Source organism: Nocardia sp. NBC_01499, assembly GCF_045040275.1.
Classification (GTDB): Bacteria; Actinomycetota; Actinomycetes; order Mycobacteriales; family Mycobacteriaceae; genus Nocardia.
On the sequence record NZ_CP109426.1, the window covers coordinates 2992371 to 3018053 of the forward strand.

25 protein-coding genes are annotated in these 25683 nt (G+C 65.7%); 10 read left to right on the top strand and 15 right to left on the bottom strand.

What is annotated here, in order from left to right; all coding sequences use genetic code 11:
* Positions 1 to 98: 98 nt before the first annotated feature.
* The 9 genes from OG203_RS13820 to OG203_RS13860 all read right to left on the bottom strand — a co-directional run bounded on the left by OG203_RS13820 (position 99) and on the right by OG203_RS13860 (position 9296).
* Positions 99 to 527 (bottom strand): putative immunity protein, encoded by a 429-nt coding sequence (locus OG203_RS13820; RefSeq protein ID WP_405166044.1) that lies wholly within the window; start codon positions 525 to 527, stop codon positions 99 to 101.
* 184 nt (positions 528 to 711) lie between these two features.
* Positions 712 to 2553 (bottom strand): 3D-(3,5/4)-trihydroxycyclohexane-1,2-dione acylhydrolase (decyclizing), encoded by a 1842-nt coding sequence (gene iolD, locus OG203_RS13825; protein ID WP_405166045.1) that lies wholly within the window; start codon positions 2551 to 2553, stop codon positions 712 to 714.
* Complete coding sequence (gene iolB / locus OG203_RS13830; protein ID WP_405166046.1) at positions 2550 to 3437, bottom strand: 5-deoxy-glucuronate isomerase; 888 nt, start codon at positions 3435 to 3437, stop codon at positions 2550 to 2552. Before iolB ends, iolD begins: the two co-directional genes overlap by 4 nt.
* A 208-nt stretch (positions 3438 to 3645) precedes the next feature.
* Entirely contained in the window at positions 3646 to 4539 is an 894-nt protein-coding gene (locus OG203_RS13835; RefSeq protein ID WP_405166047.1) for an aldolase, read from the bottom strand.
* Positions 4540 to 4573: 34 nt separating this feature from the next.
* Positions 4574 to 5512, bottom strand: coding sequence for a 5-dehydro-2-deoxygluconokinase (iolC, locus tag OG203_RS13840; protein WP_405166048.1), 939 nt, complete (start codon positions 5510 to 5512; stop codon positions 4574 to 4576).
* Between the two features lie 37 nt (positions 5513 to 5549).
* Positions 5550 to 6323, bottom strand: coding sequence for an ATP-binding cassette domain-containing protein (locus OG203_RS13845; RefSeq protein WP_405166049.1), 774 nt, complete (start codon positions 6321 to 6323; stop codon positions 5550 to 5552).
* The gene (locus OG203_RS13850; RefSeq protein ID WP_405166050.1) at positions 6320 to 7366 is read right to left on the bottom strand and encodes an ABC transporter permease; all 1047 of its coding nucleotides are present in this window, start codon (positions 7364 to 7366) and stop codon (positions 6320 to 6322) included. Before OG203_RS13850 ends, OG203_RS13845 begins: the two co-directional genes overlap by 4 nt.
* 18 nt (positions 7367 to 7384) lie before the next feature.
* Entirely contained in the window at positions 7385 to 8380 is a 996-nt protein-coding gene (locus OG203_RS13855; RefSeq protein WP_405166051.1) for a sugar ABC transporter substrate-binding protein, read from the bottom strand.
* A gap of 19 nt (positions 8381 to 8399) precedes the next feature.
* Positions 8400 to 9296, bottom strand: coding sequence for a TIM barrel protein (locus OG203_RS13860; RefSeq protein ID WP_405166052.1), 897 nt, complete (start codon positions 9294 to 9296; stop codon positions 8400 to 8402).
* Between the two features lie 264 nt (positions 9297 to 9560).
* Between OG203_RS13860 and OG203_RS13865 the strand changes: the two genes are divergently transcribed.
* Together OG203_RS13865 and OG203_RS13870 are read left to right on the top strand one after the other, a co-directional pair.
* Positions 9561 to 10565, top strand: coding sequence for a LacI family DNA-binding transcriptional regulator (locus tag OG203_RS13865; protein ID WP_405166053.1), 1005 nt, complete (start codon positions 9561 to 9563; stop codon positions 10563 to 10565).
* 61 nt (positions 10566 to 10626) lie between these two features.
* Complete coding sequence (locus OG203_RS13870; RefSeq protein ID WP_405166054.1) at positions 10627 to 11646, top strand: Gfo/Idh/MocA family oxidoreductase; 1020 nt, start codon at positions 10627 to 10629, stop codon at positions 11644 to 11646.
* A gap of 120 nt (positions 11647 to 11766) precedes the next feature.
* Here the strand turns inward: OG203_RS13870 and OG203_RS13875 are convergent, their stop codons facing one another.
* Together OG203_RS13875 and OG203_RS13880 are read right to left on the bottom strand one after the other, a co-directional pair.
* Positions 11767 to 12045: an HNH endonuclease gene (locus tag OG203_RS13875; RefSeq protein WP_405166055.1), complete on the bottom strand. Its 279-nt coding sequence runs from the start codon at positions 12043 to 12045 to the stop codon at positions 11767 to 11769.
* Positions 12015 to 12506 carry a hypothetical protein gene (locus OG203_RS13880; RefSeq protein WP_405166056.1) on the bottom strand — a complete coding sequence of 164 codons (492 nt, stop codon included), beginning with the start codon at positions 12504 to 12506 and terminating at the stop codon, positions 12015 to 12017. Before OG203_RS13880 ends, OG203_RS13875 begins: the two co-directional genes overlap by 31 nt.
* Before the next feature lie 849 nt (positions 12507 to 13355).
* On the opposite strand from OG203_RS13880, the gene istA reads away from it, so the two are divergent.
* From istA to OG203_RS13900, 4 genes are all read left to right on the top strand, one after another.
* Positions 13356 to 14897: an IS21 family transposase gene (gene istA / locus OG203_RS13885; RefSeq protein WP_405159507.1), complete on the top strand. Its 1542-nt coding sequence runs from the start codon at positions 13356 to 13358 to the stop codon at positions 14895 to 14897.
* Between the two features lie 64 nt (positions 14898 to 14961).
* Positions 14962 to 15717, top strand: coding sequence for an IS21-like element helper ATPase IstB (istB, locus tag OG203_RS13890; protein WP_405159506.1), 756 nt, complete (start codon positions 14962 to 14964; stop codon positions 15715 to 15717).
* 76 nt (positions 15718 to 15793) lie between these two features.
* On the top strand, positions 15794 to 16171 hold the full coding sequence (locus tag OG203_RS13895; protein WP_405166057.1) for an endonuclease domain-containing protein: 378 nt from the start codon (positions 15794 to 15796) through the stop codon (positions 16169 to 16171).
* 182 nt (positions 16172 to 16353) lie between these two features.
* On the top strand, positions 16354 to 17241 hold the full coding sequence (locus OG203_RS13900) for an HNH endonuclease (protein ID WP_405166058.1): 888 nt from the start codon (positions 16354 to 16356) through the stop codon (positions 17239 to 17241).
* A 106-nt stretch (positions 17242 to 17347) separates the two neighbouring features.
* On the opposite strand, the gene OG203_RS13905 is transcribed toward OG203_RS13900, so the two are convergent.
* Complete coding sequence (locus OG203_RS13905) at positions 17348 to 18769, bottom strand: vWA domain-containing protein (protein WP_405166059.1); 1422 nt, start codon at positions 18767 to 18769, stop codon at positions 17348 to 17350.
* Between the two features lie 268 nt (positions 18770 to 19037).
* A complete protein-coding gene (locus OG203_RS13910; protein WP_405166060.1) occupies positions 19038 to 19919 on the bottom strand; it encodes an AAA family ATPase in 882 nt (293 codons plus the stop codon).
* Between the two features lie 97 nt (positions 19920 to 20016).
* Here OG203_RS13910 and OG203_RS13915 point away from each other — a divergent pair, with 97 nt between their 5' ends.
* The 4 genes from OG203_RS13915 (at position 20017) to OG203_RS13930 (ending at position 24017) form a co-directional block, all read left to right on the top strand.
* Entirely contained in the window at positions 20017 to 20436 is a 420-nt protein-coding gene (locus tag OG203_RS13915; RefSeq protein ID WP_405166061.1) for a PPOX class F420-dependent oxidoreductase, read from the top strand.
* Between the two features lie 583 nt (positions 20437 to 21019).
* Positions 21020 to 22030, top strand: coding sequence for a zinc-binding dehydrogenase (locus OG203_RS13920; protein ID WP_405166062.1), 1011 nt, complete (start codon positions 21020 to 21022; stop codon positions 22028 to 22030).
* A 15-nt stretch (positions 22031 to 22045) separates the two neighbouring features.
* Positions 22046 to 23254 (top strand): cation:proton antiporter, encoded by a 1209-nt coding sequence (locus tag OG203_RS13925; protein WP_405166063.1) that lies wholly within the window; start codon positions 22046 to 22048, stop codon positions 23252 to 23254.
* A gap of 460 nt (positions 23255 to 23714) precedes the next feature.
* Positions 23715 to 24017: a hypothetical protein gene (locus OG203_RS13930; RefSeq protein WP_405166064.1), complete on the top strand. Its 303-nt coding sequence runs from the start codon at positions 23715 to 23717 to the stop codon at positions 24015 to 24017.
* Positions 24018 to 24067: 50 nt separating this feature from the next.
* On the opposite strand, the gene ilvC is transcribed toward OG203_RS13930, so the two are convergent.
* Together ilvC and ilvN are read right to left on the bottom strand one after the other, a co-directional pair.
* Positions 24068 to 25069 carry a ketol-acid reductoisomerase gene (ilvC, locus tag OG203_RS13935; protein WP_405167871.1) on the bottom strand — a complete coding sequence of 334 codons (1002 nt, stop codon included), beginning with the start codon at positions 25067 to 25069 and terminating at the stop codon, positions 24068 to 24070.
* Positions 25070 to 25140: 71 nt separating this feature from the next.
* Entirely contained in the window at positions 25141 to 25644 is a 504-nt protein-coding gene (ilvN, locus tag OG203_RS13940) for an acetolactate synthase small subunit (protein ID WP_107658505.1), read from the bottom strand.
* Positions 25645 to 25683: the final 39 nt, after the last annotated feature.

The following is a 25683-nucleotide window of genomic DNA, read 5'->3' on the forward strand; positions in this document are numbered from 1 at the left end:
CCTGGTCTCGTGATCAACGATGCCATGATCCGACGAATTTCTCCACATCTTCCTCGGTCAACTGTGAGCAAAACAACGCTGACGAGGGATTGTTGCCTTCACCTCCCCTGCTCTGACAGGCCCCGATCCGGGAAAACCACCCGGAACAGCCGTTCAGGTACCTGAGCTTCTTGCCAGGCCCGTTCGTCGTCCCCCTCCGACGAATCGGCCTGTACCGCCTGCACCGCATAGTTCGCCGCGTGCACCGCGTGGCCCGCGACATGGGCGGTCGCCGCCGCGTGCCCGGCCGAGCGCGCGACAAGCGATGCGGCGCCGTCGATTTCGCGGGCGGAGTCGTGTGCGGCGAAGGCGGCCTTGCGTGCCTCCGGCATTGTCAGGTCGCCGCGCACCCATGCGCGGGCGGCCTCGATCGCCGCGGCCGGGCGCACGTCGGACGGGCGCTCGCGCTCGAAAAGCGGCAGCACGTGCTCGGCGCACGCGGCCGCCCACAGCGCCAGCGCCGTGTGGTCGACTCTGTTGAGAGTCACCGGCCCGCTCTGATCGCCTCGGTCCGCACAGGCCTTCCCCTTCTCGACGCAAGTTGTCGCCGATGCTCGGCTAGGTCCAGTTATCTTGTGCCGCAAAGGCCATCGCTACCAGCGCACTAACGCGCCGATAAGTCATCCTACGACTTTCTGCCGAGTCGTGCAGCCCCCACGATTCGCCCCATGTTCACGGGCGAAGGTAGCGCACCTGACGCGGCTTCGACTCGGCGTAGGCGGTGCGACCGGACAGATGCTCGGGGACACCGACCTCCCACCAGGCACCCGCCTCGGTCCAGGACGACGGCTTGGTGCGGACCACCAGCACGGCCGGACGGGACTCGCGGGCCGCGGTTTCCCGCGCATCGCCGTAGGCGTCACGGAATTCGTCGAGGTCGGTGGCGGTGAAGACCGCGCAGCCCAGCGCGCGGGCGTGCGCGGCGAAGTCAACCCGCGGCGGCTCGTCGTGGATGCTGCGACAGTCGGCGTAGAAGTTGTTGAACGGTGCGCCGCCTTGCCCCTCCTGTAGGCGGGCGATCACGGCGTAGCCGTCGTTGTCGCAGACGACCGCGACGAACGGATGACCGGCGAAGGCGGCCGAGAACAGTTCGGAGTTCAGCATCAGGTAGGAGCCGTCGCCGAGCATGGTGGTGACCAGGCCGTTGGTGCGCGCCATGGCCGCGCCCCAGGCTCCGGCGAGTTCGTAACCCATGCAGGAGAATCCGTATTCGACGTCCATCGTCGGTGCGCCGCCGCTGGCACGCCAACCGCCGACGAGTTCGCCGGGCATGCCGCCCGAGGCGGTCATGACGTAGTCGTTCGGTCCGCTCAACTCGTTGACGATGCCGACCACCTGGGCATAACTGGGGACGCCAGGGGTGTGCGCGCGCAGCTTGTCGATGTGCGCGTCCCAGGTGCCGCGTTGGGCGCTGGCGCGGGCGGTCCATTCGGGGTCGACGCGCCATTGCTGCGTGCGTTCGGCCAGGTCACGGACCGTTGCGTCGGCGTCGCCGACTACCGCGAGGGCGCCGTGCTTGACCGCGTCGAAGCGGGCGGCGTTGATGGTGACGAGGTGGACCTCCGGCGCGAACACGGTCCACGACGCGGTGGTGAAGTCCTGCAACCGGGTGCCGACGGCGAGGACGAGGTCGGCTTCGGCTGCCAGCACGTTGCCCGATGTCGAGCCGGTGACGCCGAGCGGACCGGCGTAGAGCGAATGCTCATGGGGCACCATGGTGCGGCCCGCCGTCGTCTCCACGATCGGAATGCCATGGCGCTCAGCGAATTCGAGGACGGTACGCCCCGCGCCCGAGTAGCGGACACCGCCGCCGAGCACCAGCAGTGGCCGGGCCGAGTCGCGCAGCGCCGTGGCCGCGTCGGTCAGCGAGCGCTCGTCGGCGCGTGGGCGCAGGATGCGATGGACGACCGGTGCGAACAACGCATCGGGGAAGTCGTAGGTCTCGGCCTGCACGTCTTGGGGCAGGGCCAGGGTCACCGGACCGGCCTCGGCCGGGTCCGTGAGCACCCGAACCGCCTGGGGCAGCGTGGAAATCAGCTGCTCTGGACGGGTGATCCGGTCGAAATAGCGGCTCACCGCGCGGAAGGCGTCGTTGACGGTCGCGGTCGCGTCGCCGAAATGCTCGACCTGCTGGAGCACCGGATCGGGGGCACGGGTGGTGAAGGTGTCACCCGGAAGCAGCAGCAGCGGAAGGCGATTCGCGTGCGCGACGCCGGCGGCGGTCACCATGTTCAGCGCGCCGGGGCCGATCGATGAGGTGGCCACCCCGATCTGTCGTCGATGAGTTGCCTTGGCGTAGCCGACGGCCGCAAGGGCCATACCCTGCTCGGTGTGGCCGCGCCAGACCGGGATTTCGTCGCGTCGTTCCTGCAAGGCGGTGCCGAGGCCGAGCACATTGCCGTGTCCGAAGATGCCGAAAACGGCAGGGAACAACGGGACTTCGCGGCCGTCGAGGGTTTCCGAGCGCTGGGCGACCAGCCAGGCCACCAGCGCCTGCGCCGCGGTCAGTTTCATCCGAGCCGTCCTTTATGGTTGGTGACCGGGCAGCGGGGATCGAGCGGTTCGTCGTCCCAGCTGCCACGCACCCAGCTGTGCGCCGGGTCGTCACAGAAGGCCATCGAGCGCTGCTGGGCGGGGCCCGCGAGCACGTTGAGGTAGTACATCGGGTAGCCCGGTGCGGCGATGCATGGTCCGTGATAGCCCTGCGGGACCAGGAAAACGTCGCCATCACGCACCGCGACGTTTTCGTCGAGTGCGCCGTCCGCGGTGTACGTCCGATGCATTCCGAAACCGTCACGTGACGGAGTGATCCCGTCCCGTCCGGCGATGCGGAAGTAGTAGATCTCCTCGTTGATGACCTCGCAGTCGCTCGCCTCGTCATGCTTGTGCGGTGGGTAGGAGGACCAGTTGCCGTCCGGGGTGATCAGTTCGCAGGCGTTCAGCTTGTCGGCATGGTCCCAGACGCCGGGGATGCCGAAGTTGGTGACCTGCCGGGTGGCCTGCCCCGCACCGCGGATGTCGACCGGGACCTGTTCGGCGGGACCATATTTCGGATCCAGGCGGTTCGTGCAGCGCGCCATGGGAAGAGCGAGTTCCGCGTCTGCTTCGGCTATCAACTCGATGTGCGCGTCACGCGGGACGTAGGCGAAGTCCGTCACTCTAGTGAAAACCGTGTCCCTGCCGGACAATTCGAACGTCATACCGTCGACCCGCACGGTGCAGGACCCAGCCAACGGCAAGACGAACGCTTCGAACTCCCCCGTCTCGACCGTCCTGGCCTCACCGGCAGGCAGGTTCAGCACCCGCAAGCCCGTATAGGTCCACCCGGCGCCCTCCGGGGTGAGGTGGATCGAATCACCACCATCACTGAGCGTTCCAGCAGGTCGATGCAACTTCATCGCACCCCTCCGTTTCGGTCAGTGGCGATCGCCCCTTGGCCCGCCGAAGTTACTCCACGGCCAACGCCCGCACCGACCAGCCGCCGCGTCCGAATTCGCGCCCCGCGCACACAACTGCGGGTAATTCCCTGCGCACCATGATGGTTCGTGCGCGGCAGACGGCCACTACGCCGCGCAATGCCACCGGCTCGGCTACGGCGCCCGGGGGTCATCTGGCCTCCTTCAGCATCTTCGCGGCCGCGTCGACCGCCGCTCCGACGTCACCATCCGGCGGGTAGAGCAGGGTTCGGCCGACTACCAGGCCGCGGACTACGTCGTGGCCGAGAGCGCCGTCCCAGTACGCGATGTCGGCGACCTGGTCGCCGGAGGGAGCACCGCCGAGGACGACGACCGGCAGGGTGGTCGCGTCGAGGACCGAGATGTCTTGCGGGGCAGGGATCTTCAGCCAGGTGTAGGCGGAGGTGACACCGAGGCCGGAGGCGACCGTGATGGCACGGGCCAGCGATGCCGCGTCCCTGCTCATCACCAGGGTGCCGGATTCGTTGCGGTGGTATGGCAGTGGCTCGACCATCGCCATGAGGCCGTTAGCCGCGAGTTCGGAGACCGCCTGCGCGCAGGCCTGCAGCGTCGGCACCGTGCCCGCGTCGGAATCGACAAGGCGCAGCAGCATTTTGCCGCCGTCGAGGCGGAATCGCGCGAGGGAGTCCGCGTCGTAACCGGTGAAGCGGTCGTCGATTTCCCATTCCGCGCCCGCCAGGCCGCCGCGATTCATCGAGCCGATGACGACCTTGTCGTCTAACGCGTCCAGCAGCAGCAGTTCCTCGACCACGTCCGGCGAACCGAGCACACCGTCGACGTCCGGGTGCGCCAACGCGATCAGCAACCGCTCCAACAGCGTGCGCCGGTCCGCCATTGCGGTCAGATCCGAACCAACCCCGAGGGCGCCGCGGGCCGGGTGGTCCGCGGCGATCAGGAACAGGGTCTCCTTGTTCGCCAACAGATTCGGGCGACGGACCCGCTTCGCATAAGCCCGCTCGACCGCCGCCGGGTCCGTCGCGCGGACGCGAAGCAGCTCACGCCAGCGTTCGTCGGTCAAATGCACCGTAGTTCCTCCAGTTCCGTGTTTGCTCGCCACATCAGCGGCACAGCAGTTCCTCGATCTCCGAGTCCGTCGGCATGGCGTCCGCGCAAGCCAATCGCGACGCCACCAGCGCGCCAGCGGCATTGGCGTAGGTGGCGATGCGATGGGGATCCCAGTCCGACAGCAGGCCGTGGATCAGCGCACCGCCGAATCCGTCGCCCGCCCCGAGTCCGCAGACCACCTCGACGCGGCACGGTGGCACCGTCCAGCGTTCGTATTCGGTGGCGACGAGCACGCCCTCGGCACCGCGCTTGATCACCGCGAGACGGACCCCGCGCGACAGCAGCCGGTCGGCGGCCTCGTCGGGATCGGCTGTCCCCACGGCGACTTGGACCTCGGTGCGATTGCCGACCACGACGTTGACGTGGTCGACCAACCAGCCGATCTCGGACCGGGCCGTGTCGACGTCAGGCCAGAACATCGGCCGGTAGTCGAGGTCGAGCACGGTGTGCCCGCGCCGGTCACGCCGTTCGAGGATCGCGCGCTGGGTGCCGCGTCCGGGTTCGGCGCTCACTCCCGTGCCGGTAACCCACAGCAGCGGAACGGAATCCACCACCTCCCACGGCACCTCGTCCTCGGTGATGGTGAGATCGGGCGCAATGGGGGCGCGATAGAAAAGCAGCGGCGGGTCGGCGGGCGGCTTCAACTCGCAAAAGACCACCGGCGTAAGGAGATCCGGCGCGGTACCCACGTAGCGGGCCGATACGCCGAAGTCCTCCAACGCCGTTCGCACGTAGTCACCGAAGCCGTCGGGGCCGACCTTGGTCAGCACGGCGCTGCGGCGGCCGAGTCGCGCGGCGGCCACCGCGACGTTGGTCGCGGTGCCGCCCAAGAACTTCGCGAAGGACTCCACCTCGGCGAGGCCGACACCGCTCTGCTGCGGGTAGAGATCGACGCCGACGCGTCCGATCGTCAACGCTTCCAGACCGGTCACGACAACACCTTCCGCTGCAATTCGGGGCTTAGGCGCTTCACGACACGACCCGCTGCAGTTCGTGCTGCAACGCGTCCAACTCGGCGCCGCCCGCCATCTGCCTCGTCAGCTCCGGCAGGTCGATCTCGTTTTTCTCATACGAGCCGAGCGTCGTGCCTCGTTTGAGCAGCAGGAATCGGTCGCCGACGGGAAAGGCGTGGTGCGGGTTGTGCGTGATCAGGATGACCCCGAGCCCGCGATCGCGCGCCTGGACAACGTATTTCAGCACCACCCCGGCCTGCTTCACGCCGAGCGCGGCGGTCGGCTCGTCCAGGATCAGCACCTTGGCGCCGTAGTGCACGGCCCGCGCGATGGCGACGCATTGGCGCTGACCGCCGGACAGCGTGCCGACCGGCTGCTCCATATCGCGGATCTCGATGCCCATGTCCGCCAACCCTTGCCGGGCGATCTCGCGTCCCTTGCGACGATCGAGCAGCCGGAAGGGACCGGAGGTCGGTTCCGAGCCGAGCACGAAGTTGCGCCAGACGCTCATCAGCGGAACCACCGCCAGATCCTGATAGACGGTCGCGATGCCGTAGTCCAAAGCAGCACGCGGCGAGGACAATCGGACCGGTTGGCCGTCGATCCGCAACTCGCCGCGATCGTGCTGGTGCACACCGGCCAGGATCTTGATCAGCGTGGACTTGCCCGCGCCGTTGTCGCCGAGGATGCAGGTGACCTGCCCCGCGTTCACCACGGTCGACACGTCCTGCAGTGCGACGACGCCGCCGTAGCTCTTGCCGATATCAACGGTCTCGATGAGTGGAGTCATCGGCGTACCCTTTCGGCTCGCTTCTGGAATCTGTTGTTGACCAGCACCGCAGCAAGCAGCAGCACGCCGAGGAACAGCATGAACCAGTCACTGTCCCAGCGCGCGAACACAATTCCCTGCCGCGCCATGCCGAAGATGAGGGCGCCGATCGCGGCGCCGATGGCCGAACCGAAACCACCGGTCAGCAGGCAGCCGCCGACGACCGCGGCGATGATGTAGTGCAGCTCCAGGCCGACACCCTGATTGGCCTGCACACTGGCGAACCGCAAGATGCTGCAGGAGCCGACCACCCAACCGGCGAACGCCGTCGTCATGAAAAGCACGATCTTGGTTCGATTCGCGGGCACACCCACCGCCCGCGCGTTCGACAGCGCCCCACCGACCGCGAAGATCCAGTTACCGAACCTGGTGCGCACCAACACGATCGAGGCGATCACGGTCAACACGATCCACCAGATGACCGAGGCTTGGATGCGCGCGTCACCGATGTTCAGCGTCGAGGCGAACACCCAACCAGCCGAGTTGTAGCCGTCCGCGCTCCGAATCCCCGACACCTGAACGGTTCCGGTGACCATGCGGGTCACGCCGAGGTTAAGCCCCTGCAGCGCAAGGAAAGTGCCGAGCGTGACGATGAAACTCGGTAGTCCAGTGCGCATCACGAGCCACCCGTTGAACGCGCCGACGAGCAGCGCGAGTACCAGCGAGGCCAGCAGCGCGAACCAGACGTTCCAGCCCGCGTGCACCGCGAGCAGCGCGGTGACCAACGCGGTGGACGCCGTCATCACACCGGCCGACAGGTCGAACTCGCCGCCGATCATCAACAGCGCCACCGCGATCGCCATGATGCCGAGCGTGGACGAATCGTCCAGCCAGGTCGCGACGCCGAGCGGGCTCAGGAAGCGATCGGTGATGATCGAGAAGAACACGAACACGAGCAGCGCGCCGAGCGCGGCACCGATCTCCGGCCGGACGACCATACGCTGCCAGATCGTCGGGCCTTTCGGCTGCACGTCGGTCTCGGATGCCTTTGTGGCAACAGTCATTTCATTTACTCCCTGACCTCAGCGCGTGCCCTGTGCCACGAGCGCGGCGACGGCATCGACGTTGCTCTTGTCGACGAAGGCCGGACCCGTCTGCACCGGTGTGCCACCACCGACGGTGTTCAGGTTCGTCCGGTATGCCTGCAGCAACACCACGGGCAGATAGCCCTGCTCGTACTGCTGCTGGTCGACGGCGAACAGCAGCTTGCCCGCGCGGATCGCCTCGACCACATCGGTATTGAGGTCGAACGTCGCGACCGTCGCACCGGACCGCGCCTCCCCCACCGCGTCCACCGCACGAGCGGCGACCTGCGAATTCAGGGTCAGCACAGCGTCGATGGACCTGTCCGCCTCCAGCGCGCCCTTGATGCGGGACTGCGCGTCGGTCGGGTTGTTGATGTCCACCTGCAGCGTCGTGCCGTTGCCGAAGGCCTTGGTCGCGCCCTCGCACCGCTGGTTGGCGCCGATATTGCCCGCCTCGTGGATCACGCAGAGCAGCTTGGTCTTCTTGGCGTCGGCGAGCCGCTTGCCCGCCGCCTGTCCCGCCAGCGACTCGCTCTGCCCCACATGGCCGATGGCGCCGTACTGGACGCTCTCGGCCTCGCCCGAGTTGATGGTCACCACGGGAATGCCTGCGGCGATGGCCTTTTCGATCGAGGGCCGCAGTGCGTCGGGATTGGCCATCGAGACGACGAGCCCGTCGACGCCCTGCGCCACCGCGTTGTCGATGAGCTTGGCCTGCTGGCCGGGATCACCAGCCGAGTTGTATTCCACCCGGACGCCTAGGTCCTTGCCCGCCGCCTCCGCGCCGTTCTTGACGACGTTCCAGAACGCGTCGCCGGGGCTGCCGTGCGTGACCACCGCGACGGAGTTCAGTTTGCCCGCGGCGACCGGGGAATTGGTCGGTGCGGGCACATCGGAGCCTGGCCCGCTACACGCGGCGAGCACCGCGGCGGCGGCCAGCCACGGCACCAAGCGGCGCGATCGCTGCCACCCTCGGCGAACTCGAAGAGACATCGTTGTCATCACTTCCCAACTAGATTCGTGCGGCCGAAGTCGCGATGCCCGCAAGATAGCGCAGGCTGCGTTCGGTATCCCGGGTCGGCAGCTCCGCCGAGTCGGTCGGCCGCAGGGCGGTGTCCTGCTCCAGCACGTACCAGCCGCGGTAACCGGCGGCCTGCACGCTCTGCACCAGGGCGGCGATGTCGACATCGCCTTCGCCGAGCGGGACATACAGTCCGCGGCGCACCGCCTCGCTGTATTCCATTGCGCCACCGCGTACCTCGTCGGCCACCGCGCGGCTGACGTCCTTCAGGTGAATGTGGCCGATCCGGTCGGCATGTCGCTGCGCGAGCAGTACCGGGTCGGTGCCGCCGATCAACAGATGTCCGGTGTCGAGACAGAGATCGAGATCCGAATCGGCAAGGAAGCGTTCGACTTCGGGCTCGGTCTCCACCTGCGTGCCAACGTGCGGATGCAGCACGGTGCGCAGGCCGTATTCGGCGGCGATATCGCGGATCGCGGCGGAAGTGTCGATGAGCGTGCCCCACTCGGCCTCGCTGAGCTGCGGGCGGGCGTCGTAGCCGCCGAGCCCGGTCGCGGCGGCAAGGACGAGCACGTCGGCGCCGGTCGCGGCGAACAGGTCGGCGGCCTGCTTCGCCTCCGCGATCACGCGCTCGGGCTCCTGGTGCAGCACCAGCGCGAGGAATCCGCCGACCGCGGCGATGTCGAATGTCGTGAGCAGCGAGCGCAATTCGTCCGGGTCGCGCGGTAGATAGCCCGGCGGGCCGAGTTCGGTCGCGGACAGGCCGAGCGCGGCCATTTCCGCGAGCACGGTGTGCGCGTCGAGCACGTGACCCCAGCCGGGAACTTCGCATACTCCCCAGGAGATGGGTGCGGCCGCGATGCGCAGCGGGTAGAGCGGTTCGGTCATCAGGACTTCTCCGACCTTCGATGTCGAGTTGAAGCGCTCCAAGCGGATTGGAGCGCTCCAACTATGTAACGTGGGTCATAGTGTGTCAAGAGGTGGTACGGAGCCAACAATAGCGCTACCACCTGGTACTTTCTGTGATTTCCTGGGGAAATGCCCGAATCGTCGATGGGTAGAAAGTCCGGTTAGAGCGCTCTATTGATTAGTACGCGCTGACCTTGTAACGTCCGACACCGCACGGATAAACGAACGCGGAACGGAGGCGACATGGCGCGACCGACCATGGAGGATGTCGCCGAACGCGCCGGCGTCTCCCGCGCGCTCGTCTCACTCGTCATGCGCAACTCACCGAAGGTGAGCGATCACCGTCGCCGGGCCGTGCTCGAGGCCGCGAAAGACCTCGGCTACCAGCCCCACATCATGGCGCGCTCACTCGCGAGCCGAACCTCGAACATCGTCGGTGTCATGGTCTCCGACCTGCGCAACGCCTTCTTCGCCGATGTCGTCGAGGGAATGGACAGCGCCGCAAACGAATCCGGCCTCAAGCTGATCCTCAACACCGGCCGCCGCAGCGCCGCGCGCGAACGCACCGCGCTGGAGAGCCTGCTCTCGTTCCGGCCCGGCGGCATCATCCTGCTGTCCCCCATCCTGCCCGCCGCCGCCATTCGCGATGCGGCGCAACAGACTCCGCTGGTCCTGGTGTCGCGTAGTTCGGCCGTCGCCGACGTCGACACCGTCAACGACGACGGCGAGGTCGGTGCCGGGCTCGCCGTGGATCACCTTGCCTCCCTTGGGCATCGACGGATTGTGCACCTCGACGGCGGCAGCGCGTTCACCGCGGCGCCGCGCCGCAGGGGCTACCGCACCGCGATGGAACGCCACGGCTTCGAGCCGATGGTCATCCCGAGCGAGCACACCGACTCCGCAGGCGCGGCCGCCGTGCAGAAGCTGCTGAACATCTTCTCTCGCGACAACTTCCCCACCGCCTTGGTGTGCGGCAACGACTTCAACGCCGTCGGTGCCATGTCCGCGCTGGAAGAGGCCGGGTTACGCATCCCCGACGACGTCTCCATCGTCGGCTACGACAACACCTCCCTGGCCTCGCTCCGCCAGGTCTCGCTGACGACGATCGACCAGCCGCGCGTCCAAATGGGCCGCCTCGCCGTCGAAGCGCTCGTCGAACGCCTACAGGCCGATCGCACCGAACCGGTCCGTCACCGACTACAACCGTCCCTCGTCGTCCGCGCGACGACGAGCACCCCGAGCATCTGAATCCCCCTGCCCCCGGGCAGTTTCCCCAACCGCACGTTGAGATTTCACCAGAAGGAAGTCGATGACATCCCACAAAGCCGTCACCCTCGGCCTCGCAGGCACCGGCCGCATCGGCACCTCCCACGCCGAAACCCTCAAGAACCTCCCGAACGTGGCCGACATCATCGTCGCCGACGCCGACCCCGACCGAGCCCGCACCGTCGCCACCAAACTCGACATCACCTTCGCCCCCGACCTCGACACCCTCTTCGCCGCCGACCTGGACGGCCTGATCATCGCCACCGCCACCGACTCACACCCCGAGTTGATCACCAGGGCGGTAGACGCGGGCATCCCGGTCTTCTGCGAAAAGCCCGTCGCCGCCGACATCGCGGGCACCCTCGCCGTCCTCGACCACATCCAAACCTCCACCGTCCCAGTGCAAATCGGTTTCCAACGCCGCTTCGACGCCGGCTACCGAGCCGCCCGCGCCGCCATCGCCGCAGGCTCCCTCGGCTGGCTGCACACCCTGCGCGCCACCACCCTCGACCCCACACCTCCACCCGCCGACTACATCCCCCGCTCCGGCGGCATCTTCCGCGACTGCGGCGTCCACGACTTCGACATCATCCGCTGGGTAACCGGCCGCGAAATCACCGAGGTCTACGCCACCGGCACCAACCAGGGCGACCCATTCTTCACCGAAGCAGCCGACGTAGACACCGCCGCCATCCTCCTACACCTCGACAACAACACCCTGGCCACCGTCTCCCTGACCCGCTACAACGGCGCAGGCTACGACGTCCGCCTAGAAGCCCTCGGCTCCAAGGGAAACGCCATAGTAGGCCTAGACAACCGCTCCCCCCTGACCTCAGTAGAACCCGACTACACCCCCTCCTCCTCCCCCGCCTACCCCGGCTTCATGGACCGCTTCCGCAACGCCTACACCGAAGAACTAATCGCCTTCATCTCCGTAGTGAACGGCACCCTCGAAAACCCCTGCAGCCCAACCGATGCCCTCGAAGCCTTCTACGTCGCCGAAGCCTGCGAACTCTCCCGCCACGAGCATCGTCCGGTCCAGATCACCGAAGTCCGCCGCTGACTCCCGTTGCCGGTAGATCCCCCGCCTACCGGCAACAGTCGGCATCCCTCGGAACGCAAATGCCCCTTACGGTTTCAGCAGCAGCCCACTCTTCGAGCTCGAGAGGTCCCGGGCTCGCATTCAGTCCGCACCGCTATGTTGGACCAGTAGTGCTCGTAACTCATCCGGGTGTAGCCACTGGGACCCCGTATGAATCATCCTGTGACAGTTGGAGCACAAGAGGATCAGGTCGGACAGCTTGGTCTTCGTCTCGCCGGAAACATGCAGCGGGATCACATGGTGAACCTCGATGTATCCCTCGCCGCGCTCGCCGTAGGTCGCCTTGAAATCGAACGCACATACCTCGCATCGGACGCGATCTTCCGACTTCAGGAACGCTGCGATCTTCTTCTTACGCAAGCCAGATCCCGCTCTCTGCGGAAGTATCGGGTCGCCAGCAGCCGCCCCTCCCGGACCTCGATGTCCTCCAGGAACACTATGTCCAAGCCGCCCTTGGTCGACTCCTCCACCAACTCGCCGCCTGCCGCGGCCTGGCGAATAGCCTCCGCGGCCGCGCGCATCTCGTCCGGCGAGTCGAGGAAGTCATCCAAAACTTCACCATCAAGTCTTGATCCTCTTGTCTTTGCACCCACATAGCCCGGATGGACGGCAGCGATATCAGCCGTCTTGCGCGAAACGCTCCCCGGTCCGCGAAACTTCTCGCTCCGGCGCTCAACCGGATGGATAGGCAACGAACGAAGCAGCTCAGACAGCCCCGCCGCACGCGGATCGGTCTCCCTGATCTGTCGCCAGTCGTTCCCTATCATGAGGTCACAGGCGAGGATCAACTCATCTCGAGTCCAGTCAGGATCGGACACCATGTGGGTCAGGATAGCTTCGAATCGGACTGATTCACCGATGTACACCGCCCGCACTGAATCCGGTTACTAACAACCCAGCGTTTATCCACAGCTCCACTGTTTCCCCAGCACCGCCTATCCCCCGGGGAGCGCTTCCGGTGCACTCTCCGCCCATGGACCTCTACGGCGTCCGGTCGCGCGCGCAACTTATTGCCGAAGGCGTACCGGGAACAACGATCGACGACCGTTGTCGGCGCGGTACATACGTGCGGCTTCTACCGCGCACGTACTTGCTTGGCGCCCCCACGGGTCTGGCACAATGCGCGGCCATCGTAACTTGGATCCCGACAGCAGCGTTGAGCCACCGAACAGCTGGATGGCTGCACAATATGCTGCCGGAGCCGACTGTCTTCGAGGCAACCGTGCCGGCGAGTGTGCATCGTCGAAGCCCTAAATGGCTGACTCTGTATCGCCGAGAGCTACCTCCCGACGTAGTGGAGGACACGTGGGGTCTGCCGTCAACGAATGTTGCGCAAACCCTGATCGACTGCATTTCGGTCATGCCAGAGGACGACGCTGATCGCCTGGTCGACAACCACGTTGATCGCACAGTCGCGGTGTCCGAACTCATCGGCCTGAGTCGCTCAGGCAACCGTGGCTGTCAGCCGTCAAGTAATTCCCCCAGGTGAGGGGTAGTTCCGTCACGGAATTCCCCCACTGTCCGTCACTCAATTCCTCCACCGGCCGTCACGTAATTCCCCCACCTGGCGGTGTGTCGCCGGTCGGCGTGTCTCGCACACATGTTCGCTTGTCCTCGACGGTTGTTCCGGCGAGGAGAGCGAGAAAGAGATGGCGAGGAGGAGTTTCTCGATGTTCGATCTTGTCGAGCTCTACACCCACTGGCAGGCCGGTCGCGGACAACGCGAACTGGCGGCATCGCTGGGGATCGACCGGAAAACGATCCGGAAGTACGTCGCGCCAGCGGTTGCCGCTGGCATAACACCGGGCGCGAGCCCACCCCTTTCTGCTGAGCAGTGGGCCGAGCGAGTCGCGGAATGGTTTCCCGCACTGCATGATCCGGGCGCGCGGGCAGTGACATGGTCGTTGATCGACCCGCACGCTGAGCGGATCAAGTCCTGGCTGGGTCACCGTGTCACGGTCGCCACGATCGCGCAACGCTTACGCGACGACCACGGGGTGGACGTATCGGAATCATCTGTACGCCGTTGGATAGCAACACATTTCGCTGACGAGGCCGCCCGGGCCAAAGTGACGGTGATGCGCCCGCCGGTGCCACCGGGCAGCGAAGCCCAGATCGATTACGGCCGGCTCGGGTCGTGGTTCGATCCGACCTCGGGGCGGCGGGTGACGGTGCAGGCGTTCGTGATGGTGCTCTCGTGCTCGCGGATGCCGTTCCTGCAACCGGTGCTGTCGATGGATCAAACATCGTGGTGCGCTTCCCATGTCGCGGCATTCGAGTTCTTCGGCGGAGTCCCCGCCCGGCTCGTGATCGACAACCTACGCACCGGCGTCGACAAACCCGATCTCTACGACCCGAAACTCAACCGCACCTACGCCGAACTCGCCGTCCACTACCAGACGTTGATCGACCCGGCTCGGGTCCGCAAACCGAAGGATAAACCACGCGTCGAACGTCAAATGCAGTACATTCGCGATTCCTTCTGGCGTGGAAGGGAATTCAGCACCCTGGCCCAGATGCAAGGTGAAGCCATCCGGTGGTGCTGCGACGTCGCGGGGTTGCGGAATTCGCGGGCGCTCGACGGTGGGCAACCGTTGCCGGTGTTCGAAGCGACAGAACGCGACGCGCTGATGCCATTGCCGGCGGCGCCGTTCGTGTTGTCGGTGTGGTCGACCGGGAAAGTCGGGCTCGACACCCACATCAAGATCGGGAAAGCGTTGTATTCGGTGCCGTGGCGGCTGATCGGGCAAACCCTGCACGCCCGCACCAGCGGTGACATCGTGCAGATCTTCCGCGACCAGCACGTCGTCGCGACCCATGTCCGCCGCCTGGCGGGGCGGGCGACGAATATGGAGCACTATCCGCCCGAGACCATCGCGTTCCACCTGCAAGGCCCGACCTGGTGCCGCAAGATCGCCATCGATGTCGGCCCGGCTTGCGAGCTGGTGATCGGTGATCTGTTGTCACCCAACGCGATCCACCATCTACGCGCCGCGCAAGGCATCCTTCGGCTACGCGAGAAATACGGTCTCGACCGCCTCGAAGCGGCCTGCTCACGCGCGATCGAGGTCGGCGACCCGTCCTACCGCACCGTCAAAGGCATCCTCGCGGTCGGCACCGAGACCGAAGACCCATTCGGCGGCACCGCTACCAGCGATATCGCCGAGGTCCCGGCGTTCCTGCGCGGTCCCGACCAGTTCGCCAATAACTGACCCGCCCGCCACCCGGCCAACAATTCTTTCCTAATTCTTCACTCCAGCAAGGAAATACACACTCATGTCCATCAGCGACCCCGCCCTGCGCGATGTTCTACGCGCGCTGAAACTCACCGGCATGCTCGACACTCTCGACGCCCGCCTGGCCCAAACCCGCGACGGGAAACTCGGGCACCTCGAGTTCCTGCAGGTCCTCTGCGAAGACGAGATCGCCCGCCGCGAAACCAATGCCCTGACAAGGAGGATCCGGCGAGCGAAGTTCGAAGAACAAGCCACTTTCGAGGACTTCGACTTCGCCGCGAACCCGAAACTCCCCTCGGCGATGATCCGCGACCTGGCCGCGCTGCGCTGGCTCGATTCCGGGGAATCGGTCATCCTCTACGGCCCGGTCGGAGTCGGGAAAACCCATGTCGCACAAGCACTGGGCCATGCCGTCGCCCGCCGCGGCGGTGACGTCCGCTTCGCGAAGACCAGTCGCGTTCTGGCTGATCTGGCCGGTGGTCACGCGGATCGGTCCTGGGGCAAAAGGATTCGTGAATACACTCGCCCGCACGTGTTGATCCTCGACGACTTCGCGATGCGCGAGCACACCGCCCTGCACGCCGATGACCTCTACGAGTTGATCAGCGAACGCGCGCTCAGCGCCAAGCCGCTGATCTTGACCAGCAACCGCGCTCCGAAGGACTGGTATGCCCTGTTCCCGAACCCGGTCGTCGCCGAAAGCCTGCTCGACAGACTGATCAACACCAGCCATCAGGTCTTGATGGACGGACCCTCGTTCCGGCCCCGCAAACGGCCAGGCCGACCCGCCAGCTGACCACCTCGAAGCGGCTCGCTACGCTCGCAGCGAGGCACGTCTACTGGAGGAATTCCGTGACGGCAGCCTGGGGGAATTGCCTGACGGTCGACACCGTGGCTCGCCCGCGCTGCGTAGACAGCTCCGAGAGTCAGCCCTTTACTCCGCATCGGAACCGGAGCGACTGTTCGCACGGGCGCTCGCCAAACGTCGTCTGCACATGCTGGCAAACCATCCGATCGGTCCGTACATATGCGACTTCGTCGACGAACGCTCGCGCACCGTCGTAGAAGTCGACGGCCGCGAGTTCCACAGCGCACCAGAAGTTTTCCGCCATGACAGACGGCGACAGAACTGGCTCCAGCTCCAGGGGTGGCTGGTTCTCCGTTATGCCGCTGCGGACATCTACGCCGCGATCGATCGATGCGCGGATGAGGTGGTTGCTGTGGTTCGGGGCCGACGGCGCCAAGCATGACGGCCTGGGCGGACAATTTCCCATGCGGAGGTCGGATACATGGCCCGGACCCTTCAAAAGTGTCCATGTAGACCGGGACACTCAGCCAGGGATGCCGCAAATCCTGATCTGGAACAATCCAATCGCACACATCACCAAGTGGAACGTTCCCATGTAGCCAGCGACCGTGGCACACTCCACTCGTGACCAGCGGGGCGGAGCTAGAACTACGTCAGATGATCTTCGATCAGCTGAGGCGAGAGGTTGCAGAGAAAGGGTCGCTCACGCGAAGTGAGCTCTCGGCGTTCACGGTCGGAGACACCACCCATCGGCTGATCGATCAGAACAAAGGAATCTGGAACCCGCGAGCGCTTCAGGCCACCTTGTCGATCGTCTCAAAGCCAGGCAGCCCCTACTCAGATGAGGAAATCGGCGAATCTCTGTATGCCTACGCCTACCGCGACGGAAGCATCAACGGGGACAACACGAAGCTGAGGCGCGCCTACGAGCTCCAACTACCGATCATTCTGCTCCGATGGATTCGCGACGGAGCTTATGTCCCGGTGTTCCCAGTCTATGTAACCAGAGATGACCCCGGCCGCCGCAGATTCATCCTGGCACTGGACGAGACCCTTCGATCAGTTTCAGATCCGCTCCACCTCGACCCGATCGAGCGGGCATACGCCCGGCGCCTCACGAAGCAGCGACTGCATCAGCCGGAGTTCAGAGGTCGAGTGCTACTTGCCTACGACAACAGGTGCTCGGTGTGCAGTATCGGGCATGCGCAACTTCTCGACGCGGCCCATATCATCTCCGACAGTAAGGAGCATGGCTCGCCTGACGTCACCAACGGACTGTGCCTCTGCAAGATTCACCACGCAGCCTTCGATGCGAACCTGCTCGGCATATCCCCACAGTATGAAGTTCACATCAGCGACAAGCTGATGCAGGATCCGAACGACGGGCTCATGCTCATCCATGGCCTTCAGTCCATGGATGGCACAGAGTTGACGCTGCCACATCGACGAGGCGACCGCCCTTCCAAAGAGCGGCTTGCCGAACGATTTGCTGACTACATTGCTGCTGGGTGAGCCATCAGACGATACGAACCGCAGTGCGCCGAGGGCGCGCATGCCTGAATTGGCGTAAACCATGTTCAACCCATTAGGCCGTACCCGGCGGGAGCAAATTGTCCTCCTACGTCGGTAAGAGTCGTCCAACAACCTCGGCGAGCTGCTTGACGTTGCGGCATTCGTGCATGGTGATGTGGTCGGCGTAGGTGTGGGCGGCGGAGTCGCCGGTGGACCAGGAGCGGGCGGGTTCTGGGTTTAGCCAGTAGGCGTGTTTGGCTCTGTCGCACATGGTTTGGAGGGCGGGGAGGTTGGGGGTGGTGCGGTTGGTGCGGGCGTCGCCGAGGATTAGGAGGGAGGTTCGGGGGCCTAGGGCTTCGAGGTAGTTGTCGGTGAAGGATTGGAGGGCTTCGCCGTAGTTGCTGCTGCCGTAGCGGGCTACGTTGGCTTCGTGCACGATTCGGGCGGCCAGGCCTGGAGTGGGTGGGTCACCTCGGGTGAAGAAGGGGGTTACCTCGTCGCAGGTGTCTATGAAGCCGAAGCTGCGGACCTTGGTGAATTGATCTTGGAGGGCTTGGATCAGGTGGAGGGTGAATTCGGCGAAGCCGGTTACCGAGCCGGAGAGGTCGGCTAGGACTACCAGGTCGGGGCGGCCGTGTTTGCGGGCGCGCAGGACGGGGTCGATGGGGACGCCGCCGGTGGCCATGGAGCGGCGGAGGGTGCGGCGCATGTCGATGTGGCCGCGGACGGATTTGCGGCGGCGGGCCGCTAGACGGGTGGCTAGTTTGCGGGCCAAAGGGTTTACCAGGCGGCGCATTTCGGCCAGGTCTTGTTCGCGGGCGCCGAGGAAATCGATCTGGTCGGCGCTGGATTCGACGCCGCGGCGGGCGATGTATTCGGTGCCGCGGAGTTGGGCGGAGCGTAGGCGGGCCTCGGTTTGGACGGCGGTGCGGAATTCGGTGAGGCGGCGGTTGGCTTCGATGGTGCGGACGGCGGTGTCGAGTTCGGTTGTGCCGCTTGTGCCCGCGGTGATGCGGGCGAGGAGGTCGTCTGGGTTCAGGGCTCGCATGGTCAGGTAGGAGGACCAGCCTGCGCCGGAGGCGGTGGTGACGGGGGTGTCGGACTGGCCGGTGCCCGCTCCCCCGTACGCGCCGAGTTCGGTCAGTGCTTGACGGGCGAGGTCAGCGGCGGCGGACGGGTCGTCCTCGGTGAGCGCGGCGGCGAGTCGATCTCGAAGTGAATCAATGGATTCCGGCGTTGCGGGTAATGCCGACCGCGGCTGTTCGGTCGTCAAGAAATAGAGGTCGAAGAGTTGATCGAAGACCGCACGCTGACCGTTGCGGCGGAGTAAGCAAGCGGCCATACCCGAACGCAGTCGGTTTCGGTCCGACAGTCCGAGGGCGAGCATGGCTTCCGCGGCGTCGATGGTTTCGCTGGGGCCCGCAGTGATTCCGTGGTCACGTAGGAGTCCTACGAACTCGACGAGGCGATCAGTGATCGTGTCGGAGGGTTGTTGCGGAGCAGCTGGACCGTGGCGAGTCGACGTCATGCCGCGGCCTCCGTTTGGACCATCGGGGTCGGTGCGGACAACACGAGTTCGGCCGCGCTGTGATCGACGATCGCCGCGCTGTCCCAGCCCACAGGTTCCGACTCGAGCGGCTCCGAAAGCGCGGTGTCTGCGTGGTGCGAGATCGGAAGAAGCCAACCGGGTGAGGCGCTGATGATGTCGTGATGATCGCCCAGGCGGGCGATCTGGCCGTGGTGGCCACTCTGCTGACCGGCATCGAGCCGGCCAACGCCGACTACTGAGTGACCGCTCACCTCTGCGTCCCCTCATCGGAGTCCAGCGACAGGCGTTCGGACGCAATGCGGTGGTCCGCTTGGTATTTCAGCAGGACGCCGAGGGTGGAGCGGACGACACCGCCGGTCAGCGAGCGGGTGCCGAGGGCAACGAGAGTTCTTGCCCAGTCGATGGTTTCGGCGATCGAGGGCGGCTTGCGAAGGGAGATTTCGCGTAAGGCGCCGACGACGCGGACTACCGGTTCGCCAAGGGCTTCGTCTAGTTCGGGGACCTTCATGCGGACGATGGCTCGTTCCAATTCGGCTGTGGGGTAGTCGATGTGGAGGTAGAGGCAGCGGCGCTTCAACGCTTCGGAGAGGTCGCGGTTGGCGTTGGAGGTGACGATGACGAAAGGTTTGCGGACGGCGGTGATGGTGCCGAGTTCGGGGATGCTCACCTGGTAGTCGCCGAGCACCTCGAGGAGCAGGCCTTCGAGTTCGACATCGGCCTTGTCGAGTTCGTCGATGAGCAGCACGGTGGGGCGCGGGTTGCGGATGGCCGCGAGCAGCGGGCGGGCGAGCAGGAACTCCTCGGTGAAGACGTGGTCGCGGGTGCTGTCCCAGGCCTCGTGGTCGGTGGCGGTGATGCGGAGCAGTTGTTTGGCGTGGTTCCACTCGTAGAGGGCGCGGGCCTCGTCGATGCCTTCGTAGCACTGCAGGCGGATGAGGTCGGCGGTCGACGCCGCGGCGACGGCCTTGGCCAGCTCCGTTTTGCCCACGCCGGCGGGCCCCTCGATCAGGAGGGGCTTGCCGAGGTGGTCGGCGAGGAAGACGGCGGTGGCGATATCGATGGACGGGAGGTACCCGGCATCGGTGAGCCGCCGAGTCACCTCATCGACGGAGCCGAAGAACTTACTCATCAGTAAGAGTCTAGATCGCCCGGATTCGATAGTCGCGAGCCGAGATCGGCCGACCGAGGGTTGATCTGAACTGTGCTTGAGGTTCTAGGGTCACGGTATGAGTTTCACCGACGTCGAACGCGCCTATCTGGCCAGCCAGAGCTTGGCCCGCCTCGCTACCGTCTCACCCGAGGGCGCCCCGCAGGTCAGCCCACTCGGCTTCCGCCTCAACCCCGACGACACCATCGACATCGGCGGGCCGAATCACGCTGCCACACAACGCTATCGAAACATTCTGGCCAACCCATTGGTGAGCCTCCTGATCGACGACCTGACCCCGGACGAGCCCGGCGCGATCAAGCCGGGCTGGGGACGCGGAGTCGAGATCCGCGGTGTCGTGGAGACCCTGACGGTGGACGTTGCGCCGGTCGCGCCCGAATGGTTCTCCAACGACATCATCCGAATCCACCCCCGCCGCATCCGGAGCTGGCACATCGACCCGGCCAACCCCGACGGCGGCGCACGCAACGTCGGGTAGACGCCGCTGGGGTAGGTCACGGCCGCCTCGATACCGCCTAGCCGTCGAAGCAGACTCCCAGCCGCCCCCTAGACATCTAGGCAACAGGCCTACGAGAGAGCGGCCGGGCGATGCTCGAACGGGACATAGTGAAGTGGCTATTCGCACGATGACGCCTGTCATCCCGCCCCCACCACCGCCGCCGACCTCGACACTCGCAGCGATCCTGCGCCACGCACTGCTGCACCATGTCCCGCTGGCCACGTGGATGCCCGTGCGGTGGAGTCGCGCTCAGCCCTCGCGGGGCCCACTTCATGCGCGGCCGACACGCCCGCTCAGCCGAACGGCGTGATCGCTGACGCTTGTCCGAACCCAGAGTCGGCACATTGCTCCTCCAGGGCACGAAGACAGCCGCAGTGGAAAACGGCTCGTGACCGGCCGCAGTCGGTATTCGACCAGGCCGAGCCCTATGTTTGCTGATAGCGTGCGAAGTGCGGCAAACTAGCACCGAGAATCCCTTATCCACGCCAGTTCAACGACCAACCTGTCACCCGAAATCTCTGTCAGACTGGCCTTTTCGAGTAACTGATTGCGGAGGACTCGCATGGAAACAATGCTTGCGGCCCGATTGCACATCCCCTCGCGCACCTTGTCCATGGAGCAGGTACCCAAGCCGGTGCCCGGGGCGGGTGAGGTCGTGATCAAGGTGGCGGCCGCCGGGGTGTGCCTGTCCGACGTGCATCTCATCGACGGCGGACTGCAGCCGCAGCTACTGGCGGGCGACACGGTGACGCTCGGGCACGAGGTCGCCGGTTCGGTCGCGCAGGTGGGGCCGGAGGTCACCGGGCTCGCGGTCGGGGATCGAGTGGCGCTGCAGGCGGGCGAGGTACGCAACGGCACGATCTACACGCGTGGTGTCGACTACGACGGCGGGTGGGCCGAATACGCGCTGGCCACGGCGGCGACCGCGATTCCGATACCGGACAGCCTGCCGTTCGAGCAGGCGGCGATCATTCCGGACGCGGTCTCGACGCCGTGGGCCGCGATCACGGTCACCGGTGACGTCCGGGCCGCGCAGGCCGTCGGGGTGTGGGGCGTCGGCGGGCTCGGTGCGCATGCGGTGCAGTTGCTGCGCGTTGTCGGCGCGTATCCGATCATCGCGGTCGACCCGAACGCCGCCGCCAGGGAGCGGGCCGTCGAGTTCGGGGCCGATCTGGCGCTCGATTCGGCCGACCCGGACTTGGCGAAGAAGGTCGCGGAGGCCACCGGCGGCGGCGGTATCGATGTCGCGTTCGACTTCGCCGGAGTTCCCGCGGTGCGCGAGCAAGCGGTCCGGGTACTCGCGCGCCAGGGGCGGCTCGTCCTGGTCGGTATCGTAAATGAGCCCTTGACCATCAAGTACAGCGCGCCGTTCGTGGTCGCGCAGCAGCAGATTCGCGGACACTACGGCTCGGATGCGACCCATGTGCCGCAGCTGATTCGGCTGACCGCCGGTGGGCGCCTTGACCTTTCACGCTCGATCAGCGGGGTGTTCCCGCTCGCCGACGCGCCGGCGGTCGTCGACCGGCTCGTCCGCAAAGAGGGCGACCCGATCCGACTCATCCTGCGGCCCTGACGGATCGGGAGCCTCATGTTCATTGCGATCGCCGCGACGATGACGGTCATCCTGGTGTGGTCCTGCCTGTCACGCTCGATGGCCCGCTGGAAGGTGACCGCACCGCTGGCGATGGTGGTGGTCGGCGCGCTGGTTAGCTGGAGCAGCGATCACTGGCTCGCCGCGGCGATCAACACCGACACGGCGCAGCGGATCGTCGAATTCATCTTGGCGCTGTTCCTTTTCGCCGACGCGACCGAGGTGCGCGATGGGCTGTCCGGTCGTCGGCACACCGGGATCTTCCGGCTGCTGTTCATCGCCTTCCCGCTGAGCCTAGCGGCCGCCTACCTACTGGGATTCATTCTGCTGCCGGGCATTTCGTGGTCGGTGATCCTGCTGATCGCCTGCATCGTCATCCCCATCGACCTGGTGCCCGCGCAGGCGATCGTGCGGGATCTGCGTGTGCCAGAACGGGTTCGGCACGCGCTCAACGTGGAGAGCGGTTTCAACGACGGACTCGTCGCACCGATCTTCCTGTTCGCGCTTGCGGCGGCGGAAGCAAGCGCGGAGTCCGATCAAGCGCTGCACGCGCTCGGGCAGGCGGTGCCCGCGGTGGTGAAGTCGGTGCTCATCGGCCTGCCGATCGGCGCGGTGGCCGGATACTGCATGTCGATCGCCGTGCGCAAGCGATGGACGGACGCGCGGGCCGTGCGCATCGGCACCATCGCGATACCGGTGCTGACCTACAGCGTCGCCGTGTGGTTGGACGGCAACGGTTTCGTGGCCGCATTCCTCGCTGGCATCGCCTACAGCGCGACGCGGCGGGAGATACCGGGTGAACCACTGCAGTCGACCGAGGATGTCGCCGAATTCTGCGGTCTGGCAATGTGGTTCGCGGTCGGGAACGTCGCCGCCACACTCACCTGGCTCACCTGGCAGGTCATCGTGTACGGACTGCTCGCGCTGACGGTGGTCCGCCTCGTTCCGGTCGCGATCTCGCTGCTCGGGTCGCCGTTCACGCGGCGCGAACGGCTGATGATCGGCCTGCTCGGACCGCGCGGGGTGGCGTCGATCGTGTTCGCACTGCTCGCCTTCAACGGACTACACAAAGATGACGACGCCTACCTCGTGATCGGCGTGACATTGGTGGTGGTCGTCGGCAGTGTCGTCCTGCACGGAATCGGCGCACCGCTCATCGCCGAACACCTGGGAAAACGTCGGCGCGACAACGTGATAGACAGCTGACCCGCTCCCGGTCGCGCCCACACCGCAACAGACGACGAGAGCAGACGTCGTGAAGACCCCGCCCTGACGCACCGGGAGCCGTGGCCGGTCTACCCTCTCCCGAAACCGTCGTCGACACATTGCTGCCGATATTCGGGACTCGACAGCGACTGCCTGGGCAGCACAGAATCAAGCCCCCGAGACTGTTGCCGTCGATTCTCGGGGCCTGTTGCGCCCCTGGGGGTTAACCCCTAGTACCCGAGGTTGAAAGTTTCCGCAGACCGGTCAGCACCCGTGACCTTTCGGACGAAATGCGCAAGAGTGAGACCGTGCAGTCGGTGCCGGGCCGGGTATGCCGGGGGCGCCCGCAAAGCAGCGGCGACACAGTTGATCCCGACCTGTCGGCGTGATGCGCGCATCACGTGGGCAGACCGCAGCGGGGGATGGTGAACGAACAGTTCACCGCAGAGTGAAAGGATCCATGTTGTTCTCCACAACCAAGTCCACTAATTCGCGCCGCATGCTGGCTCGAGTGGCTGTCGCCGGCGCCATCGCCGCGGTTCCGTTGACCGCGTTGGCCATTCCCGCGTCGGCCGACGCGCAGCTCGGCGTGCCGGTCGTTACCCAGGTCCGCCACCATCCACACCACGACCGCAACTGCGACTTCGGCCCGTTCAAGGACTGGAGCTGCAACAACGGCCCGTTCTCGAACCGTGGCCACGATCAGGATCCGTTCTGGCAGTTCCGCCAGAACCGTCCGCAGGGACTGTTCGGCAGCAGCTAGCGCACAACGGCCCGGCACCAATCGGTGCCGGGCCGCTATTGTGCTGGAACTCAGGCGGTTTCGGTGATCGGCCGGTCGACCCAGCTCATCAGGCCGCGCAGCTTGGCGCCGGTGACCTCGATCGGGTGCTCGGCGTTGGCCTTGCGCAGACCCTCGAGCTCCTTGTTGCCGCCCTCGACGTTGGCGACGAGGCGCTTGACGAAGGTGCCGTCCTGGATGTCCTTGAGGATGTCCTGCATGCGCTTCTTGGTGTCGGAGTCGATGACCCGCGGGCCGGACAGGTAGCCACCGAATTCGGCGGTGTCGGAGACCGAGTAGTTCATCCGGGCGATGCCACCCTCGTACATCAGGTCGACGATGAGCTTGAGCTCGTGCAGCACCTCGAAGTACGCCATCTCGGGCGCGTAGCCCGCCTCGACCATGACCTCGAAACCGGTCTTGACCAGCTCTTCGGTGCCACCGCAGAGCACGGCCTGCTCACCGAACAGGTCGGTCTCGGTCTCTTCCTTGAAGGTGGTCTTGATGACGCCGGCGCGGGCACCACCGATCGCCTTGGCGTAGGACAGGGCGAGCGCCTGGCCCTCACCCTTCGGGTCCTGATCGACCGCGATCAGGGCCGGCACACCCTTGCCGTCGACGAACTGACGACGCACCAGGTGGCCGGGGCCCTTCGGCGCGACCATCGCGACGGTGATGAACTCCGGCGCCTTGATCAGGCCGAAGTGGATGTTGAGGCCGTGGCCGAAGAACAGCGCGTCGCCGTCCTTCAGGTTGGGCTCGATGTCGTTGGTGAAGATCGACGCCTGCGCGGTGTCGGGAGCGAGCACCATGATCACGTCGGCCCACGCCGAAACCTTGGCCGGGGTGCCGACGGTCAGACCCGCCTCTTCGGCCTTCGGCCGCGACTTCGAACCCTCCGCGAGGCCGACCCTGACCTCGACGCCGGAGTCGCGCAGGCTCAGCGAGTGCGCGTGGCCCTGGCTGCCGTAGCCGATGACAGCGACCTTGCGGCCCTGGATGATCGACAGGTCGGCGTCGTCGTCGTAGAACATCTCGACTGCCACTTGGTTGGTTCCCTTCTGGATACTTTGCTTAGGTCTGAAAGTTGTTTAGTTAAAAGCGTTTAACGCGTCGCAGTGATCGACTTGGGACCGCGGCCGACGGCGACAACACCGGACTGCACAATCTCCCTGATTCCGTACGGTTCCAGCATGCGCAGCAGCGCGTCGAGCTTGGACCGGGTTCCGGTCGCCTCGACGGTGAGCGCGTCCGGCGAGACGTCGATCACTTTCGCACGGAAGAGCGTAACCGCCTCGATCACCTGGGTCCGCACGCTGGCGTCGGCACGGACCTTCACCAGGATCAGTTCGCGGGCCACCGAGGTGTCGGAATCCTGCTCCACGATCTTGATGACGTTCACCAGCTTGTTGAGCTGCTTGGTGACCTGCTCGAGCGGCAGGTCCTCGACGGTGACGACGATGGTCATCCGGGAGATCTCGGGGATCTCGGTGCCGCCGACCGCGAGCGACTCGATATTGAAGCCGCGGCGGGAGAACAGCGCCGCGACTCGCGCCAGCACGCCCGGCTTGTCCTCGACGAGGACGCTCAGGGTGTGGGTGGTACTCATGCCTCCACCTCGCTAGCGCTCGGCTCCGCCACGAGCACC